Source organism: Helicobacter monodelphidis (assembly GCF_003288845.1).
In the GTDB taxonomy this organism is placed as follows: domain Bacteria; phylum Campylobacterota; class Campylobacteria; order Campylobacterales; family Helicobacteraceae; genus NHYN01.
The window spans coordinates 64,196-83,398 of sequence record NZ_NHYN01000005.1 but is presented as its reverse complement, the minus strand read 5'-3'; the positions used below and the strand labels follow the sequence as shown (position 1 = coordinate 83,398).

Below are 19,203 nucleotides of genomic sequence, written 5' to 3'. Positions count from 1 at the left end.
ATTAAAAAAATAGATTCTTATTATTTTTTTTCATATCCTCAATGATTTTTATCATTGCTTCTTTGTTATATTCTGCATTATCATCAAAATAATCTAAAGCCTCTACATAAACATTCATTGCATCTTGCAAACATTCTTCCTTAACACCCGCAAAATGTAAAGCAACTGCCAACATATCACTTAGTTCCATCGCCATTTCTTCTGAAATATCCAATTCTAATTCTTCTTTCACACCGCACTTCCTCGTAAAATTTTTACAACTGATTCTTTCACATCACGATATAAAAAACTTTCTTTAAAGCCATCAATCCTACCCCCAGAGGCATTTTTATGTCCACCTCCATTAAAATAAACTTTTGCCATTTCGCTTACATCACAACGATCACAAGAACGCAAACTCACACTTCCACGCATCCCAACATCAATAAAAAAATCAAATTCTTTACATCTTTTCAAAAAGGCATTCGCCAAAACAGAAATATTACCAATCCCGTAGGAGAGAAAACCGCGGTAGCCATCGCAATATATTTCACATTCTTCTCGTTTTGCACAAAGCAAATCAACCTGCATAGCAGAGGCTATATTATCCAATGTGTCACTCAAAGCACTCCCACCTAAAATTTCCTTCTTAAATGTATGAACAGCATTATCTAGTGCAATATGTCCATCTTTTTGGCCCAAAAAATGACTACTCTTAATCAACATATCCATTTTATAGTCTCGATGAGCATTGTCAAACATTAAGCGATTTACCTCCTTAGTCTCCACAATCATACGCATCAATACTTTACCCATTTCAAAGCCAGAAGAATCTTCCTTCCATAAGTCGATAGCATTGATCACCTCAACCATTTGGGAAAGCCATTGGTGATCTTTATCTAAAATTTCACCATATCGTTGCTTAAAAAAATCATAAGTAATTTTTGTTGCACATCGATCATTATCCAAAAAATACCACTGATAATTCTGAGCCGATTCTTGCCCGCTTAAGTGATGATCTAAAACCTGTAAATCAACATTTTTTCCTTCCATACGCAAATCTTCAATCTCTTCTTCTACAATACGACATTCATCTAAAGACAAATTCAAATCACTAATCAAAAACAATACCTTTTCGCAATCGCTTTCATAAATCATATCACTCATCTCAAAAATACGCATCATTACTTCTTTGCCATAATTCGCATTATAATAAAAACTTTTGTTCCATATCTTTCCTTGTAGAAATCGCGTAACCAGCTGACAACCATAACCATCGAGGTCAGTGTGTGAAAGATGATATAAATCCATTTTATTCCTTTATTTTATTTGTTATATTTTTCTAAGTTTTTCTGAATATCTTCAATTTCTTTCCAAATATAGCTCAACTCCTTTTTATGATCTTCGTGCATATTTTCCTTAAATTTTGTGAATTCCTTAGTAATTAAGGAGATAAATTCTTTAAGGGCAGATTTTAATTCCGCATCATTCACTTTTATATTTTCCTTAACAGATGATACTTTATCATAGTGAGGTTGTTTATGAGAAATTAGTTTCAAATGTTTTTTTTCAAGTAATTCTTTATCATAAATTTTTATTTCCTCTGCCCCACCATCACGGTCAATATAAATCGCAATAGAATCACCCATCTTTTCTACATCATGCACAAGATACCCTTCTTCCTGTGCTCTATCACTAAAGCGGTCAAATACACATAAATTTCTTTGGTATTCCACCACAACCTGACGCATTTGATCTTTTTTAAAAAAAATTGGCTTTGCTTTACCGGAGCGAGAATAATTTCCCAAAGTTTTATAATGAAAGGTTTCTAAATTTACACAAGCCGAAATATTATCATTCTTAAAACTTACCTGATGTGCAATATTCACCATCATTTCATTCACTTTATCCACACCCAAAGTATTTTCTAATAATATGCGATCCTGAACACTCATAATGTATTCAAAGCAATTTTCACGACATAAAGAAACTTCTGGTAAAGTATTAGGTGTAAGAATTTTGTGTGCCTCATCAATAAAAATACTCACTGGTTGAATTTCTTTCAAAAAAATTGTACGACGAATCAAAAATTTAAAAATTCTTTCATTCAAAAGTCGAGAAATATTATCACCCAATGTGTCTGCATAAATAATGATAATTTTTTTCTCAGTAACCATTTCTTGAATATCAAAAAACCCTGTATTAATTGCTTCACAATTAATACCATCTTGAATCGTATTCATCAAACACGAAATAACACCATAATTTCCGTGTTCTTCTCCATCTTCATTATCTTTTAACTTAGCATAACGATTTAAAAAAGGTTGATATTGTTCCATATCATTCAATAACGATAATAAATAATGTCTATCAACATCTCTTAAAGAATGATTTTCTAAAATAAAAATTAAATACCGACTCATTGTTTGAAAATTTGCAAAAAGTGTTTTAAGGATTGTTAGATTTAATGCTGCACCAATACTACTGAAACTAGGATACACAAAAGTCTGTGTAAGTGGCTCAACACCATCGCAATAATGACAAATCTGCCCCAATATCCCATTAGCGTGAAACAAAAAACGTTCTATTCCATACAAAGTTTTAAGAAGATTGCAAGCAGCAATTTCCCAATAGCCATATTTACTAGAATGTCCGAACAAAGATCGATACCAAGATTCTATATCTTTTGTTGCAATCTTATCGAGAATGTTAATTTTATGTCCCCATAAAGGACCAATCTCAACCACATCCGCTAATCTCCCTGCCTCTTTTGCAAGGATCTTAATATGTGAGTGCAAATTACCTTTAAAATCAAAGGCAATAATTGCATGCCCTAGTTCTAAACGCTTTTGAATATTAGGAAGAATATAGCCCGTTGTCTTGCCACTCCCTGTCTGCCCAAAACAAATAGAATTCTTAAACCCTTCTGGAACAATAATCCCCTCATTATCCATGAATTCATTATAAAGAAAGCCAACAGCCATTTTTTCTCCATTTATCTCTACCGCATCACTTCCAAAAACCACTCATCATCGATTAAATTTAATATAAGAAAACCAGCTTTTTTCCAGTCAATGCGAATACTTCCCTCACCACATAAATAAGAAACAGTTTTCGAAAGATCATATTCATGCCCAACAATTGCCACAATCACATTCCCTTCTTCTCGTGCCTCCTTAAAAATAGACTCGTAACCACAACAACCACTATCAGGATTGACAAGAGGTGAAACCACACAAGAAAGATCTTTAAAGCTTTTTAAGATTATCCTTGCTGTCTCATAAGAACGCACTGCCTCTGAAGCATATATTGCCTCCAAACGTTCCCCCTGCTGTTCAAGAAAACGTGCCAGTCTCTTACCGCTCTTTTTTGCAACCTTCTCACCCTTTGGAATTAACGGACGTGCTAAATCACTCCCCTCCCACATATGACGTTCATAAGCATGGGCATGGCGTATTAAAATCAAACGAAACTCCACAGAACTCACTTCTCACCTCATAATATGATTTTTTAAACCAATGTATCAAGCATTAAAAATAAAAAATCCGCACTTTCTTTAGCAGATTCATGCAAAAAAGTATCAAAATTAAAACTCGCATCCGTATCAGCAGCATCACTAATTGCACGCAAAACACAGAATGGACGATTAAGTGCAGCAGCGACAGCAGCGACACTCCCACCTTCCATTTCCAATGCAATAGCCCCAAACTCCTCTCCAATCCATTGTTTCCTTTCTGTAGAAGCAACAAATTGATCTCCTGTTGCAATGATGCCTTCTTTCAATACAATGCCCTGTTTTTTTGCAACATGACGTGCAATTTGATTTAATTTATCATCACTTTCATAGAAAAGTTGTCCGCCGGGAATAAAACCAAAAGGATGGGAAAAGGCAGTTATATCAACATCGTGTTGGCATAATTTTGTTGCAAGAAGTAAATCTCTAATTTTCAGTTCGGGAGAAATTGCCCCCGCCACACCACTGAAAATCAACGCCTCACAACTAAAGTGATTTAGCAAAATAGATGCACTTAGTGCTGCATTAACCTTTCCAATCTTACTATACGCAATAACAAGAGACAAACCCTTATATTTACATTCATAGTAAACATTACCCGCTAAATTACATTCCACCACCCCTTCTACCCTATCCAACATCGGGGCGATTTCCTCTGCCATTGCTCCCATAATTGCTATTTTTTTCATTGTTACTCCTGCAATGCGTCTATCGTTGCCTTAAGTGTTTCTGTATCGCTTACATTCAAAGTAGGTTTTGTCGAAATACGACGATTCAGCCCTTTAAGAATACTTCCATGCCCACACTCAATAAAACAATCCACACGCTCTTCATGCTTCTGAATCGTTTGTTTATAAAGAACAGGCAAAACAAGTTGCGATCCTAATAACTCAATCGCTTCCTCCCGTGTTTTGTAAGGATCTGTTGTTGCATTAGAAAGAATTTCAAAAGAAAAATGACCGTTAACAGGGGAGAGAATCTCTTTAAAAACACTAACGATAGGTTCTAACAATGGGCAATGACTAGCAATTGAAATATCCAAGAGGAGCGTACGTTTAGCTTTTTTTTCTTTCAGATCGGACTCAAGACTTTTCAAGTCTTCCTTAATTCCAGCTAAAACAGCCTGCCCACCGCCATTATAATTTGCAAACCACACCTTTTTACCTATTTTCTGTTGCGACTGAATATACTCCTCTAATACAGAGTCCTCAATCCCCATCACAACCATCATACCTGCATCATTATGAAGACTCTGCATCAACTTACCCCTTTCATGCACAATCTTCACCGCTTCCTTTAAAGTAAAAAAACCCGTTGCACACAAGGCACTTAGTTCACCCAACGAATGCCCAAGCCCAAAAACTGGATTAATCTCAAACTCCCGTTTCAACGCTTGAAACGCTATCGTACTAATGAGCAAAATCGCTGGTTGCGTAAAAGATGTTTGGTGAATCTGCGTATTCTCCTCAAAAAGTAATTTCCGCATATCAAGATTCAAAGCATCACTCGCCTCTTCAAAAGATTCTCTTGCCCATACAAAATTTTCATAAAAGTTACTTCCCATACCAATAGCCTGGCTTCCTTGACCCGGAAAAATTACCGCACAACGCATCACTCACCCTTAATGATGATGCCCACCGCCACAGCAACCGCCACCACCACCGCCACAGCAACCGCCACCACCGTGTGCTTGATTATAGCCAACACCATAAAGAATCTCATTTTCTGTTGCATCACGAATACCTAAAACTTCCACATTAAAAATCAGTTGCTTACCTGCTAAAGGGTGATTGTAATCTACAATCACAGTACTATCATTGAAGTCTTGCACAATAACCTGAACATGTTCCCCGTTCTCTCCCTCACCAAAAAGTGTCATACCTCTTTCGAGAGTAATACCATCAAATTGTCCAATCGGTAACTCCTCAATCGCCTCTTCCTTACGTTCGCCATAGCCCTTTTCTGGAGAAACAATAGTTTCAATTCTATCACCCGCTTTAGCATTCAACAATGCCTCCTCAAGACCTTCTAACACTTCATTATTGCCTGCAATAAATTCTAAAGGGTGCTTTCCGATATTACTATCAAGAAGTTGCAAACTCTCCCTCTCTCTCACCTCATAAGCAATTTTAAAAACTTTTTTTGTCATATCTATACTCCTTAATTTTAATGGATTTTACTTCATTTTAGCTAATGATTGTTTAGCAACCTTTGCTTCTTTTGAATTTGGATAAAGTGAGATGAGTGTATCAAAAAACTTTTTTGCACTCGCTGAATCCTTTAAAAAAACAAAAGACTCGGCTGTATGTAAAAGTAAATTCGGCATATACGATGCTTTATCATAACGCGTTGCACTCTCCTTGTAAAATCGTATTGCATCTTCATATTGCTTACCTTTAAATGCAATTTCCCCTAAGTAATAACTACTTGTCGCGGGTTTATAATTATTTTCATAGCAATAAGTAAAATAGCTCTTCGCTGATTCATAGTCTGACTTAGAATAAAAAGCAACTGCTTCTTTATAAACATCAGCCTTTTTCATTGTTTTCAAGTCAACTTTTTGTATTTCCTCTTGTGTTTCCTTTATCTCCTTAGAATCTTTCTTTTGAGATGATTGCTTAGAATCCTCTAGCTTTTCCTTAGGAGAACCTTCTCTAGCTTTAACTTCAATGTCTTTAATCTGTTGTTGTAAAACAACAATTTGCTCTTGCATACTCACAATTTCTTTTTTTTGTTGTGCATTAATATCTTGAATTAATATACCCAATGCCTCCAAACTTCCCGAAATTTTATCAAAATTCTCATCATATTGCTTAAAATTATCATTCAATGTAACCTTAAACTCAGCAATTGTAGAATTGATTTCTGATTCCCTTTCTTGTAGAAATTTGTGCGTAACAAAAGGAGATTCTTTGTTTTTAATATAAATTTCCTGGAGTTTTTTCGTGTGAGAATCAAAAAGACTTTGTAATCCCTCTTGAGATTCCTGGATACTCTTGACTGTTGTGAAGAGATTAAAAAGTTCCTTCCGCATCTCTTGTTCAGCATTCTTCTTTTTTTCTGCAGCAGAGAACATAGACGGCTCTGCCACGAGAAAAGAGACAGAAGCACAGGCAATAACCCCTATAATGTAGTTTTTCATTCAGCCCATGCCCAATCTATAATAGACCTCACTTGGGCTCAAGAACAAGCTTGAAATCAACGCGACGATTCTTTGACCAGCAATCATCAGTCTTTTCAGAACAAACAGGATTGGTTTCTCCATAGGTTACATGCTCAATCACATCCCTTGTAAAGCCATTACCCACCAAAGCATCACGTACGGAAACCGCTCTCTTATTTCCTAATGCTTGATTGTATTCATCTGTTCCCCACTCATCTGTGTTGCCCTCAACACGAATACGCAAAGAAACATTAGCAGCATTAGCAGCCGCCTCTGGTGCAATACCAGCAGCTAAATCAGCAACAGTTGCCTTTAAAAGTTCACTGTTACTATTCACCGCATCAACCATATCTGACCTAATATTAAACTTATCATAATCAAAGTAAATAGTCTGAAGTTGTTGTTCGATAGCCATAACTTTTTCTTCAACACTATTATATTGACCTGCTGTCCCATCAGTACCAGCAGTCTCTGTTGTATTCCCCGCTCCTCCTTGAGTTGTTTGACAACCCGTGATAAGCAACATTGTTGCCAAGGATCCTAGCAAAAGATATTTCTTCATCATCTTTCCCCTTTTTTTAAAAATAATTCGTTATTCTACACTATTAAAACTTAAAAAACTATACCTTGAACAAGAATTTAGATAGACCTCTCCTTATTGTTCTTAAATAGAATTTAGCCTATTCTAGGAAAAACATACATTCGTCGCGTTTCTAAAACTTTCATAGATATCTCAAACTTGAACATTATTTTTATCTATATTATCTTTATGTTTTTTTGTCAGAAAACTTCCCACATTCTTAACAATGTATTCATTTGTCCCTTAAACGATAACAATACAAATATAACACAACAGCCACCATCGCTATTCCATTACCCACAAACAAGGAGACAACCTCTAGTTTCCCAGCATTAATTAATGCTAAAACCATCACAATAAAAATCATATACGCCATAAGCCTTAAAGGTGCAAAAGATAAAAATAATCCATTACGTAAGCGATATGGACTTAAGAATGTCATTTTAGATTGTTGTTTTTTAAGTTTTTTCAATGTTTTTAAGCTTACTTCTTGATTTTCTTGATTTTTAGATTCTTCATACTTTAAATATTGAGTATCAGCACTCTTGAATTCTTCCTCCTCATCATCATCTTTGCTTTGGGTATTCTGATGTGCAAGCTCTACTTCAGCAGGTGACTGCAAAGCAGCTTGAATTCTTGCATAGCTCCGATAAAGTGTTGCAATAATAATCAACAAAGCACCAATAAACCCAACAAAAAAACTCTCCAAACTTCCATCAAAATACCAAACAACAAAAACAACTAAAAGGAGTGGTAAAAATACACTACTTTTCTTCATTTTTCTTTTTTTGCTCCTCTAAATCTTTTTTATAACGATAACGAGGTTCTTGCTGGAGTTTTTCAAATTCTTTCATTTGTCGCTGATACGCCTTAAACATGTTATTAATTGCAGCACCAATCCCAAAACAAATCCCTACCCAAAACAACCAAGCATAACCAAAAATTTGTTCTAGACCATAACCCATTCCAGCCCCGATAGCAACGGCAACAACCATTGAAATTCCAAGCGTCAAATCATTGAATCCTACGACAAGATTGCGATATTTTGGTGTTTGGTCTTGCTGACTTGTTTCCTCTGTTTTTATATCTTTTTCCATTCTGCTCCCTGCTCTTCAAAATTAATCCATAATGTGAAGCTTGTATCTGGATTGCGTCCCTTATGGAAATGACAATTTTTTTGTTGCAAAAATCGCTCAATACTCTCAACAGCCATACCACAATCACAAATAATTCTTAATTGGCTAAAATCTTTTTTTAAAATCTCCTGCACCCGCAACAAAGGTTCAGGATTAGAAAGTCCACATACATTAATCTGCTCCATACCACTCATGATTTTACCCGACTCAAGTAAGCTAAAATTCCACAAAAAGCCAAACCGACAAGAATAACAAAGGGTGCATAGCTAGAAGCTCCATCAACACTAGAAGCGAAATTAAAATTATATGCAAAGGCAGCACCAACTAACATCCCAATCAAAAAAATACCAGCATCATTATCCCCTTCTCCACTTAAAATCAGCTGTCGAATCGGACAACCTCCAGCAAGAGTCAAAGCTAAACCACAAAGAAGCATACCCAAAAAATTCCACAACCATTCATTATGGACTGCATTCTGTCCAATAAACCCACCATTAAATTGATTAAGAAAAATATTAATAAAAAATGCAACAAAAATAAAAGCAACAATGCCTTGCATCATATGTAAATCCCTTAAAATAAATAAATCCCTAAAAGCGGTAACCATACAAAAACGGCTCTTTTGAAATAATGCACCAAGCAACAATCCTGCACATAATGATATAAGCCATGGGGCATATATAGACGCAATACCTTTTTGAGAGAAATTCAGCATATTCCATTCAGGATTAAGGGTTTTAAATAATCCAACAACGAGCAAGAAAAAGGCTAAAGAGGCGAATAAATAACCAACAATGGGGCTTGTTTGCTTAGATTTTCCTAAAGAAAAACCCTGTTTCAAAAAAAAACTTCCAACCCCAACCCCCGCAACAAAGCCGAAAATTCCTGCTATCGCAGACCAATCCCCACCACTAAAACGTAGAGTCGCACTCAGTGGACATCCCAAAAAAACTAATGCTCCGCTCATTGCAAAAAACCCTAATAAAAATCTTGCAACTGGCGATGAACCGCCTCTAGGGTTAAATTCACCAAAAAAAATCGCACTCCCTAAAGCACCCAAAACTAATCCAAAAATTTCTGGACGCAAATATGCAAATGATTCTGCTTGATGAATTTTTAACGCTCCTGCAATATCCCTTACAAAACAAGTGGTACAAATTCCCATATTTTCTGGATTACCTACATATGCCAAAAGAGGGGCTATCACACCCAAAACAATACCTGCAAGAATAGGTAAAAAAGCTAATCTAACAAACAAATCCTACTCCTTAAATGTCGCTTCTGTTTCAAGTACACACTCAATCGCAACTTGCCCTAGAATGCGTGAAACCTCATCATAAACGGCAACAACACGATAAAATTGTGAATCCCCTTCTAAATCCTTTTTTTGTTGTTGTGTTGCCACAAGCAAAACAATACGCGTTTGAGGATATTCCTTCATAATTTCTTTACTGATGTGTTGGTTTTGTGCAATATCTTCCAAGGTCATTACAACCACACTTGCCTCTTCAACACGAATTTTCTCAATAATGGATTTTTGCACAATATTACCAAATAGAATATTATCACCATTTGCATAACCTGCATTCACAGCCTTAATATCGGCATCAACTGCAATATAAGCTTGATTTTGATTCTTTAAGTAAGCCACAAGCTCCCGACCATAACGCCCATATCCACACACGACAATATGCCCTTCAAGGACAGAATACTGCCCCTCCTCTGCCATAAGGGAAACTTTTTGTCTGCCATGCACAAGAATCATCAAAAAAGAACTAATCTTATGCAAATTTTTGAGTAAGAATGGCGTTAAAATCATCGATAAAATCACACATAAAAGCAAAATCTGATGCGTATAAGAATCTAGCAAATGCATTTGTGCATTAGAAAGTGCAAAAATTGCAAAAGAGAATTCGCCCACCTGACACAATGCAAACGCAGTATTAATGGAAGCCGTACCACTACGATAAAAGCGCGTTATACCATAAATAATTAATGCCTTCAAGAACATCACAGCCACAAGTAAACCAACAATAATGTGAATATGGGTTAATAGAAAATGAATATTAACCTGCATACCTACCGTCATAAAAAACAAACCTAAAAGCAAATCTCTAAAATGCGTCAAATCTGCCTCGACTTGAAATTTATAACGCGTTCCAGCAATAATCATTCCTGCAATAAACGCCCCAAGTGAATAAGAAAAACCAAATAGATGTGCCAATAAAGAACTTGCAAAGACGATAAAAAGTGTAGCACCCATAAAAATTTCATCCATTCTACTTTTTGCCGCATTCCTCAATAAGGTTACAATTACCCATTTTGCAGGATAAAACAAAACAAGAAGTAAAACCAAAGCATTCAAAGTTGTATGCATAATTAATAATTCAAAATTAACATCATCGCTACTTAAAATAGAAATCATCAGTAAAATAGGAATAACGGCAATATCTTGCATAATGAGAATACCTACAGCATTGCGTCCATAGGCAGTGTTCACTTCTTTTGTTTCATTAAAAATCTTTAAAACAATGGCGGTCGACGACAAGGAAAGTGCTGCTCCAACAACAAAAGCCACGCGAATATCCAATGAAAAAACAAAATACCCAATAGCAAAAAATACCAACGTTGTGATAGCAACCTGCAATCCACCAAAAAACAATACCTCTTGACGCATATTTTGCAATACGCTGAAAGAAAATTCAAGCCCTATCATAAACATTAAAAAAACAATTCCAAATTCTGCGAAATGGTCCAACACCTCTAAATCAATCACGTCAACAATATGCAAAAATGAGGAAAGCACGACTCCTGTAAAAATATAACCAATCACCACAGGAACACCTAAACGATTGAATACAATATTTACAACCAAAGCAATGCCTAAGCCAATCACACCGGCTACAAACAACTCCAAGATGACTCCTCAACTGAATTCACTATCGCATTATACTATAACTTACAGATAAAGAAAGAAAAAAAGAATCAATAACTTTGCAAAAGGCATTCGCTTTTTAACTAAATAACTGCTACAATTACGCCCACATAATTTTGATTTGTTAACATTTAAGGAGAATATACATGGAATATCTTTTACTGGTAATTGCTGTAGGTGTGATTTTCTTTATGTTTAAAACACTTAAAGAATATTTAGCTAATCCCAAATCTTATGGACCACTCAAAAATCAGGAAGCAGAACCCATCTTTGATGATCCTTACGCAGATTATTCTCAAAAAACAGATATTGAGCATTCAGAATGTGGCTTAATTCTTGCCCTTATTGCAAAAGTCGTACAAAGCGATGGTAAAGTATGTGAATTTGAAGAACGGCTTATCGCAGAACTCATCAACGATATGGTTATCTCTTATGATAACCAAGCATTCACACAAGAATCATTAAGTGATTATTTTTACTCACAAAAAGTTTCCATTGGTAATGTTGAAGAGTTTGCGTTGGAATTTGTAGATAAAACCAAAGGGCAATATAAAAAGCGTCTAAAAGTAATTGAATTCTTGTTTGTTGTTGCTTATGCCGATGGCGTTTTAGCAGAAGAAGAGAGAGAAACAATCATCGATATTGCGGCTTATTTTGAACTTAGTAATGAAGACTTTAACCGCATTTATGACCGATTTGAAGAATTTATGCAAAACAAAACCAGTCAAGCTGAATCACAAAATTCTCTTGAATCCGCCTTGCAGACTTTTGGACTCACCGAAGAAAGTGAGGAAAATATCACATCAGAGCTCATTAAGAAACGTTACCGAGAGCTCGTTAAAAAGTATCATCCAGATATTATACAAGGACAAGGTGGTAGCCAACGCGACACTCTCAAAGCAAATGAACAATTAACTAAAATTAATGATGCTTACGAGATTCTTAAGGATAAATACAATAAAAATGCAAACCGAGATTCACAAGGAGAAAATTGATGAAAAAAGCCTTTTATGCAGATTTAAATCAGTTTTGCCAAATTGTGCAATGGAGAGATGATAGCCTAAACCGCCTCTATTTAGAGCTAGAAAACGATAAAAATCCAGAGATTCAAAATCTTATTCAAATGCTAAATACACTCAATATTCAAGATACTCAACCCCATCGCTTAGCCTTACTGACGCGTCTTGTACAACTTCAAGAAAGTGCAATAATTCAAATACTTAAAAAAGCACAAAAAAGTGATGAGGAAATTAAGGAAGCTAAAAAAATTCTGTATAATTGGGTAAAAGACTATCATACCCAATGGCATCAAAAAATCCTTAATCGTTGTGATGAGGAAGAATTATTCACACCTTTTTATCGCCAAATTTTACACGGTATTCATGCAATCGGGAAAGCTTTTAATACATTTCATACACGATGGCGTTTTCGCCTAATAGAGGAAATTAACCCAAAACTAGCCAAAGAGTATCCAGATAAACAGGATTTATTTAAAATCCTAGAATCCTTAAGAGAAAGAACTGCTGATGGAGAGCAGAGCGATAGAAGCTATTCTATCCCTCAATACAATCCAACACAAAAATGTTGGAATGCTATCCCCTACTCTCTTGCATTCAAATCTGAAATTAAAATAATCACTAAAGAAATTAAAAAGCTTTTAAAAGAATTAAAGAATGAAGGTGATGAAATTTTTCTTGCCAAAAAACATTATATTCAATATTTTAAGGCTATCGAAAACGCATTTACGGAGGAAAAGTTAGAAAATTTGCTTGAATGTTGGAGAGAGGTTGATAGAGCATGGATGAAAATCCAAACACCTTTACAACCCGCTCATCCACTTGAATACTATGAGGACCATTATCGTCGTAGTGTCGCACCTGAATGGGATATGCGCGTTCTACAAATTACCCATAATAAACACTTGCCCATTCAAACGCAAATGCAAGATTCTTTTTTAAATCTTTATAAAAAATGGGCAATTTCAGATTTTGAAACACAGAGCATGAAAGATAACGTCTTACATTCCTTAAACAAAACCTCTCTTTACCTCTCCCTGCCTGCCCTATATTATGGTGCTGAAATGGATGGATTATTTTCAGCTCAAGTTGTTCCAAATGATGAACGAGTCTCTCAAAAATATGGAAAAAAAATTTTTGCTTTTCCGACACGCGTTTTGCATTCAGCTCAATATCGTCCATTTATGCGTATTGCAAAAGAAATATTTGATGAAAATTTCTTAAAAGAACGACGAGAAATTCTTTTTTTCAATGAGGAAATATGGCTTGCACTCTATCAAATCTCAACAATTGGACATGAATTCGGGCATATTTTATGGATGGATATAGATACAGAAATCTGTATGAACACTGAAGGAAATTTCAAGAATATTGAAGAATGGAAAGCGACAACCGGAGGGTTATTGAATTTCTTTCTGAATGATACATTAGAGATCTATCAGCCCTTAAGACTCCCATTACTAGCTGATGTGATTACAAGAGCTGTTGGATTAATTGCTTGGAGAGAACAAGAGGAAGTTAAACCTTACTATTGTGAAGGTTTGATTCACCTTAGCCTTTTGTTTTCTGCCAATATTCTTGCATATAAGAATTCTCGACTACAATTAAATCTTACACAAGAAAGCTATGAGACATTTAAGGCAATTTACTTTGAATCTTATGAAAAAATAGCTAAACTCTACATGCAAAAAGCAAATGCTTCAATTTTTTTGAACTATTTTACACAACAAGATGCAGAGGGTTACCACATTCCTAAAGATCAACAAACAAAAGAGTTTGTAGAGTTTTACTGGACTCTTTACAAAGAAATTGGGCAAGAAACACAACAAGATAATGAACACTTAGAATATCTACAAGAAAAAGAGAGAAGAAAAAATGAATCAACAAGTTGATATAACACGGGAATTCCTCGACCAAATTCGAACAGAACTTTACGAAAAAACAGGAATCTTTCTTGATAAAAGCAAAGATACCCTAATCACAAATCGCATTAAAAGATTAATTAAAGATTTGGGCATTTTAAACAACAAAGATTTTTTTGAGAAAATCAGTCGACATGAACAAGATTTTATCAATGCTTTCACAACAAATAAAACAGATTTTTTTCGTGAAGGTTTCCATTTTTTAGATATGATTGACCGAGTTATGCCACGTGTCTGTGCTGAAAATCGCCCATTCAAGGTTTATTGTTCTGCAAGCTCCACAGGTGAAGAACCCTACTCAATTGCAGCAACTTTACTGCATGCAAAAAATATTTATGGCACTCCCAATCTGCCGATTTCCATTCTTGCTACAGATGTTGATACAGATGTGTTAGAAATTGCGAAAAAAGGTGTCTATCAGGTTAATACACGTTTGAGTCCATTGCCAACTTGGCTGAATATGTCAGATTACTTCAATATCAGAAATGTCGGTACTGCAGAAGTGAGTATAGAAGCAGTGGCAGCCCTCAAATCAATGATTACATTCAAGGTTTTCAATTTATTTACCAAAAAATATCCTTTTCAACCCGAAGAGTTTGATATTATTTTCTGTCGCAATGTACTGATTTACTTTAAAGTTGAAGATCAAGCAAAAATTTTAGAAAATTTATTCAAATGTTTAAAAATGTATGGAACACTTTATCTAGGACATTCAGAAAATGTATTATCGTTAAGTCATCGCGTTGAACGATTAGGACAAAATTGCTTCGTCAAGATTGCACATTAAAAAGGATAAAATATGACAGATTTACTCTCTAAAGATCTCATAAAACATCCACCAGATGTGATTCTTCCTTCACAACCATGCAAAAAAGATTCAGGTAAAAAGCTTGTTCTTATTGGTTCTTCTACAGGAGGAGTGGAAGCTCTCACACGCATTATTCCAAAGCTACCGGAGGGACTTCCACCTATTGTTATTGTCCAACACATTCCAGTGGGCTTTTCAGGTTCTTTTGCATCAAGATTAAATCTACTTTCAGCAATTCGTGTTTTAGAAGTCTCTAGCAAAGAAGTCTTACAACCCTCCCACGCCTATATCGCTTCTGGGGATAGGCACTTAGTGATTGAATCACGTGGTAATGATTATATTGCAAAAGCAATTGAGGGAGAGAAGGTCAGTCGCCACAAACCAAGCGTTGATGTTTTATTTCGGAGCGGTAATAACACTGCTGGACGCAATACATTGGCAATTATTCTTACAGGAATGGGTGATGATGGAAGTATTGGTATTAAAGAACTTTACGACAACGGAGCACATACAATCGCTCAAGATGAAAGCAGTTGCATTGTCTTTGGAATGCCTAAACGAGCCATCGCCGTAGGTGCAATTAAAGAAATTGTTCCTTTAGATAATATTGCAGAAAAAATTATTCAATTCGGAAAAGCAATCAAGGGTTATTGATGTTAGATATTGTTCATTTGCACGATATTGCAGAGCTATACTCCAAACGTGCAAAGCAATTTGGCTATACGCATAAAGCAGTTTTTTGGCAAAATCAAGATGAACAAATCCAACGTTTTACCCATCTTTTATCCCTATTAAATCTCCAATCCCATTCAACACTCAACATCAATGACTTTGGTTGCGGATACGGGGCTTTGTATTCCTTTTTGGAAAAATCTGGCTTTCAGATTCGACTCTACAACGGCTATGATATTAGTAAAAATATGCTTAAAGAGGCAAAAAAATTTCTACATGCCTATTGGTGGAACAAAAAAATCCGTTTATATTTTGCAAATTCTGCACTATATATGGCTGATTATACTTTTGTGAGTGGCACTTTCAATCTTTGTCATCACCATCCCAAACAAATCTGGGAAGAATATATTTTTTTCACGCTAAGAAACCTTTTTCAGCAAAGCAACAAAGCGGTTGTCTTTAACCTTTTGAGCATACATAAACAACCGCAATACGAGGGATTATATTATGCGAATATTTCTCCTATTTTGGATTTTTGTCAGAAATTGGGTTACATAAAAAATTATTATGATACCCATTTATGCGAATGGAGTATTGCAATTTTTAAGGATAAATATTAATGCAGGGATTCCAAACAATTAAAGAATGTGCATCTTCATCACTTACGCAAAAGGGCTCGCATTTTTTAGGCTTTTTATATCCCATTCATCTCTTTGAAGAATCCTTAAAAGCATTGAGGGAGCAACACCCAAAGGCTGTTCATTTTGTCAATTCTTCACGTCTCTTGAATGATTTTTTACAGATTGAAGAAAGTTTCAGCGATGATGGTGAACCTAAAGGAAGTTCTGGAATGCCGACCTTAAAAGTCTTACGTGGACATAATCTCTTGAATGTTGGTTTTGTCAGTGTGCGATATTTTGGTGGGACATTACTTGGCATAGGTGGACTTGTACGTGCTTATACAGAAAACGCAAAACAAACAATCGCTGTAGCAAGACTAGAACCCTTCAAGATTTTATCTAAAGAAGTTTTTAAAATTTCTTTTGATAAGCTTTCTCACGCAACTTATCTTGCCCAAAAATTTGAAATTTCATTAGAGAGAGAATTTCTTAGTGATGGTGTTTGTATTAAGTGTGTGGGTGAGGAGCAATCTTTAGCCTCTTTTCAACAACAATTATTTCAGCTTTAAGGAGTATTTATGTTATATCTTTGGATAAAAATTTTCCACATTATGGCGTTCACCTCTTGGATGGCAATGCTTTTTTATTTACCACGTTTATTTGTTTATCACACTGAAAATGCTGATAACAAAAACTTTGTTTCAGTGATTAAGATTCAGGAATCTAAGCTTTATTGGTTTATTGGACTACCTGCCCTCATTGGCGTATTGATTACAGGTGTTGCACTTATTGCTTATGATGTTTCTATTTTCAAAGGAGGTTGGCTACACGCAAAAATAATGTTTGTCCTTTTCTTGATTATTTTCCATTTTCTGTGTGGATTCTACCTTAAGCAATTAAGTGAGGATCGCTGCATGAAGAGTGGTAAATTCTTTCGGATTTTCAATGAGATTCCAACGATACTGATGTTCATCATTGTTGTATTTGTTATCCTCAAACCCTTTTAATCTAACCAAAGGAATAAAGTGCAAAATTTTTCTAATCAACAAACCAAACAACAACAAATCATTGAAATGTTTGATTCAATTTCAGAACGTTACGATATAGCCAATCGTGTTTTAAGTATGGGAATTGATATTTCTTGGCGTAAAAAAGGTTGTCAAATTTCCTTAAAGGAAGTTCAAAAAACAGATGTGGATATTGTCGATGTCGCCTGTGGAACAGGGGATATGATTATTCACTGGCGCGAGGTTGCCACAAAATTAGGTGTTAATATTGCAAGCATCTGTGGAATTGATCCTTCAGCAGGAATGTTAGAAGTTGCACGCAAAAAATTGCAGGATACACATTTTATACAAGCAGAAGCAATAAAAATTCCTCTTGAATCTGAAAGTGTGGATATTATTTCTATTGCTTATGGCTTGCGTAATGTTGTCGATCGTGATAATGCATTCAAAGAATTTTACCGCATTCTTAGAAAAGGTGGGATTCTCGTTATTTTGGAGTTTACAAAGAATGAAAACAATGGTTTTTTAGAACAAATCGCTGGATTCTATACGCGTAAAATTCTCCCCAAGATTGGTGGATTAATCAGCAAAAATATGGCAGCATATCAATACCTACCCAATTCTATTGAAGAATTCCTTACACTTAGTCTTTTAGAACAAGAATTGAGACAAAACAAGCTAGAACCTATTTACTCCAAATCTTATTCGGCAAATATTTCCACGCTCTGTATCTCAAAAAAATAGGGAAGATTGACGTGATCCTCTCACGCCAACGCCAATAAGACTACTGGATGACGACATCGTATTTTTGGAATACTTCATCAATCACTTCTTGCATTTTAATTAAAGCTTCTTGCCCTTGTATATGTTGTACTTCCTCTAAAGATTGCATAGAAAATACGATTGGTGTTGCATTTGGACGCAATGTTGCCCCTACGCTAAATTCCTTAACCTCATCAACTACAAATTTACCAACAGAATCGCTTAAATTAGTAATAGCCTTTTTTGCCTCCTCAAAACCAACAATATTAACCAAAAATGCAGGAAGGGCAGAACGCATGTTGTTGACTGTCGTCTTGTATTCATCAATAGAGGCAACCGATGGAGAAAGTTGCTGATAAATAGACTCCGCAACGCTCTTTTTTGCCCCTACTTTCAAAGAAAAATCAAGTAAGCTAATCCCCATATTTTTAATAACTTCCTCATTTAAAATATCTTTATTCTTAGCAACTTGCTCCATAGTTTGATTTGCAAAGCTAGGATGTGTAATCTGCGTTTTTTCTACAGAATCAAAGCGAATCAGACTGGAATCAAACTTACATGTTGCCCCTGCTGTCAAGTAGTCATCAATCTCCTTTTCTTTGCTGTATTGATTAACACAATCATACTTAATCGTTACAGGAAGAATCTGTGCTATTTGTTCTGAAACCATAGACATATCCTCGCTTGCTGAAAAAGTCATTTCTAAAAGGACATTTGCCCTAACTTCTTTATCATTAAAGCTCAAGAGATTCACATCCGAATTCACTTTTACCATCACTTCGTCCATACTCACATTCATCGTTGCACCTGTACATTTATAATCCTTATCACAACTCATAGGGGTGCTTGTTATCTCCATTCCATTAATACCCTGTGACTGCAACGACTGAATACCGCCAACCCGAAGAAGATACTCATTTCCAATTTTTGCAAATTCCTCTGGAGTAACATTAATTTTTCCTTTCGTTAATGTTTCACTTCCTTCGCCACAGCCCGCAAAAATTAATGTAGCTATCGCCCCAAAACACACAAAACAAACTTTTTTTAAATTCATTACTTTCCTTCAATACCATAATTTTCAGAGATTAC

The 19,203-nt window shown here is 35.4% G+C and carries 23 protein-coding genes; 8 read left to right on the top strand and 15 right to left on the bottom strand.

The annotated features are described in order from the left end of the window. Window position 1: 1 nt before the first annotated feature. From CCZ01_RS03755 to CCZ01_RS03690, 14 genes are all read right to left on the bottom strand, one after another. Entirely contained in the window at window positions 2-232 is a 231-nt protein-coding gene (locus CCZ01_RS03755) for a hypothetical protein (RefSeq protein ID WP_181566297.1), read from the bottom strand. Continuing rightward, window positions 229-1,290 carry a DHH family phosphoesterase gene (locus tag CCZ01_RS03750; RefSeq protein ID WP_112051897.1) on the bottom strand — a complete coding sequence of 354 codons (1,062 nt, stop codon included), beginning with the start codon at window positions 1,288-1,290 and terminating at the stop codon, window positions 229-231. Before CCZ01_RS03750 ends, CCZ01_RS03755 begins: the two co-directional genes overlap by 4 nt. 14 nt (window positions 1,291-1,304) lie before the next feature. Further along, entirely contained in the window at window positions 1,305-2,963 is a 1,659-nt protein-coding gene (locus CCZ01_RS03745) for a type IV secretory system conjugative DNA transfer family protein (protein WP_112051896.1), read from the bottom strand. A gap of 17 nt (window positions 2,964-2,980) precedes the next feature. After that, window positions 2,981-3,466, bottom strand: coding sequence for a SixA phosphatase family protein (locus CCZ01_RS03740; RefSeq protein WP_112051895.1), 486 nt, complete (start codon window positions 3,464-3,466; stop codon window positions 2,981-2,983). A gap of 23 nt (window positions 3,467-3,489) precedes the next feature. Then, window positions 3,490-4,182: a 5'-methylthioadenosine/adenosylhomocysteine nucleosidase gene (locus CCZ01_RS03735; protein ID WP_112051894.1), complete on the bottom strand. Its 693-nt coding sequence runs from the start codon at window positions 4,180-4,182 to the stop codon at window positions 3,490-3,492. 2 nt (window positions 4,183-4,184) lie between these two features. Continuing rightward, on the bottom strand, window positions 4,185-5,105 hold the full coding sequence (fabD, locus tag CCZ01_RS03730; RefSeq protein ID WP_112051893.1) for an ACP S-malonyltransferase: 921 nt from the start codon (window positions 5,103-5,105) through the stop codon (window positions 4,185-4,187). Window positions 5,106-5,114: 9 nt separating this feature from the next. Continuing rightward, a complete protein-coding gene (locus tag CCZ01_RS03725) occupies window positions 5,115-5,642 on the bottom strand; it encodes an FKBP-type peptidyl-prolyl cis-trans isomerase (protein WP_112051892.1) in 528 nt (175 codons plus the stop codon). Between the two features lie 27 nt (window positions 5,643-5,669). After that, entirely contained in the window at window positions 5,670-6,635 is a 966-nt protein-coding gene (locus CCZ01_RS03720; RefSeq protein ID WP_112051891.1) for a tetratricopeptide repeat protein, read from the bottom strand. A 28-nt stretch (window positions 6,636-6,663) separates the two neighbouring features. Beyond that, window positions 6,664-7,221 carry an OmpA family protein gene (locus CCZ01_RS03715; RefSeq protein WP_112051890.1) on the bottom strand — a complete coding sequence of 186 codons (558 nt, stop codon included), beginning with the start codon at window positions 7,219-7,221 and terminating at the stop codon, window positions 6,664-6,666. Window positions 7,222-7,468: 247 nt separating this feature from the next. After that, complete coding sequence (locus CCZ01_RS03710) at window positions 7,469-8,014, bottom strand: hypothetical protein (protein ID WP_112051889.1); 546 nt, start codon at window positions 8,012-8,014, stop codon at window positions 7,469-7,471. Continuing rightward, on the bottom strand, window positions 8,001-8,333 hold the full coding sequence (locus CCZ01_RS03705) for an AtpZ/AtpI family protein (RefSeq protein WP_112051888.1): 333 nt from the start codon (window positions 8,331-8,333) through the stop codon (window positions 8,001-8,003). Before CCZ01_RS03705 ends, CCZ01_RS03710 begins: the two co-directional genes overlap by 14 nt. Further along, window positions 8,318-8,566, bottom strand: coding sequence for a sulfurtransferase TusA family protein (locus CCZ01_RS03700; protein ID WP_112051887.1), 249 nt, complete (start codon window positions 8,564-8,566; stop codon window positions 8,318-8,320). Before CCZ01_RS03700 ends, CCZ01_RS03705 begins: the two co-directional genes overlap by 16 nt. After that, window positions 8,563-9,630: a YedE family putative selenium transporter gene (gene yedE / locus CCZ01_RS03695; protein ID WP_112051886.1), complete on the bottom strand. Its 1,068-nt coding sequence runs from the start codon at window positions 9,628-9,630 to the stop codon at window positions 8,563-8,565. Before yedE ends, CCZ01_RS03700 begins: the two co-directional genes overlap by 4 nt. Before the next feature lie 3 nt (window positions 9,631-9,633). Continuing rightward, window positions 9,634-11,289, bottom strand: a complete 1,656-nt coding sequence (locus CCZ01_RS03690; protein WP_112051885.1) for a cation:proton antiporter — start codon at window positions 11,287-11,289, stop codon at window positions 9,634-9,636. 164 nt (window positions 11,290-11,453) lie between these two features. On the opposite strand from CCZ01_RS03690, the gene CCZ01_RS03685 reads away from it, so the two are divergent. The 8 genes from CCZ01_RS03685 to ubiE are packed head-to-tail and all read left to right on the top strand — an operon-like array spanning window position 11,454 to window position 18,096. Further along, window positions 11,454-12,302 carry a TerB family tellurite resistance protein gene (locus CCZ01_RS03685; RefSeq protein WP_112051884.1) on the top strand — a complete coding sequence of 283 codons (849 nt, stop codon included), beginning with the start codon at window positions 11,454-11,456 and terminating at the stop codon, window positions 12,300-12,302. Further along, window positions 12,302-14,215 carry an invasion protein CiaB gene (gene ciaB, locus CCZ01_RS03680; protein ID WP_112051883.1) on the top strand — a complete coding sequence of 638 codons (1,914 nt, stop codon included), beginning with the start codon at window positions 12,302-12,304 and terminating at the stop codon, window positions 14,213-14,215. Before CCZ01_RS03685 ends, ciaB begins: the two co-directional genes overlap by 1 nt. After that, window positions 14,199-15,032 carry a CheR family methyltransferase gene (locus CCZ01_RS03675; RefSeq protein ID WP_112051882.1) on the top strand — a complete coding sequence of 278 codons (834 nt, stop codon included), beginning with the start codon at window positions 14,199-14,201 and terminating at the stop codon, window positions 15,030-15,032. The genes ciaB and CCZ01_RS03675 overlap by 17 nt, the downstream gene beginning before the upstream one ends. A 12-nt stretch (window positions 15,033-15,044) precedes the next feature. Further along, complete coding sequence (locus CCZ01_RS03670) at window positions 15,045-15,707, top strand: CheB methylesterase domain-containing protein (RefSeq protein WP_112051881.1); 663 nt, start codon at window positions 15,045-15,047, stop codon at window positions 15,705-15,707. Next, window positions 15,707-16,345 (top strand): class I SAM-dependent methyltransferase, encoded by a 639-nt coding sequence (locus CCZ01_RS03665; protein ID WP_112051880.1) that lies wholly within the window; start codon window positions 15,707-15,709, stop codon window positions 16,343-16,345. Before CCZ01_RS03670 ends, CCZ01_RS03665 begins: the two co-directional genes overlap by 1 nt. Further along, complete coding sequence (locus tag CCZ01_RS03660) at window positions 16,345-16,914, top strand: YigZ family protein (protein WP_112051879.1); 570 nt, start codon at window positions 16,345-16,347, stop codon at window positions 16,912-16,914. Before CCZ01_RS03665 ends, CCZ01_RS03660 begins: the two co-directional genes overlap by 1 nt. Window positions 16,915-16,923: 9 nt before the next feature. Then, on the top strand, window positions 16,924-17,352 hold the full coding sequence (gene hemJ, locus CCZ01_RS03655) for a protoporphyrinogen oxidase HemJ (protein ID WP_112051878.1): 429 nt from the start codon (window positions 16,924-16,926) through the stop codon (window positions 17,350-17,352). An 18-nt stretch (window positions 17,353-17,370) separates the two neighbouring features. Further along, on the top strand, window positions 17,371-18,096 hold the full coding sequence (gene ubiE / locus CCZ01_RS03650; RefSeq protein ID WP_258436561.1) for a bifunctional demethylmenaquinone methyltransferase/2-methoxy-6-polyprenyl-1,4-benzoquinol methylase UbiE: 726 nt from the start codon (window positions 17,371-17,373) through the stop codon (window positions 18,094-18,096). Window positions 18,097-18,136: 40 nt separating this feature from the next. Here ubiE and CCZ01_RS03645 read toward each other — a convergent pair whose 3' ends face one another. Beyond that, window positions 18,137-19,168, bottom strand: a complete 1,032-nt coding sequence (locus CCZ01_RS03645) for a hypothetical protein (protein ID WP_112051877.1) — start codon at window positions 19,166-19,168, stop codon at window positions 18,137-18,139. Between the last annotated feature and the right edge of the window lie 35 nt (window positions 19,169-19,203).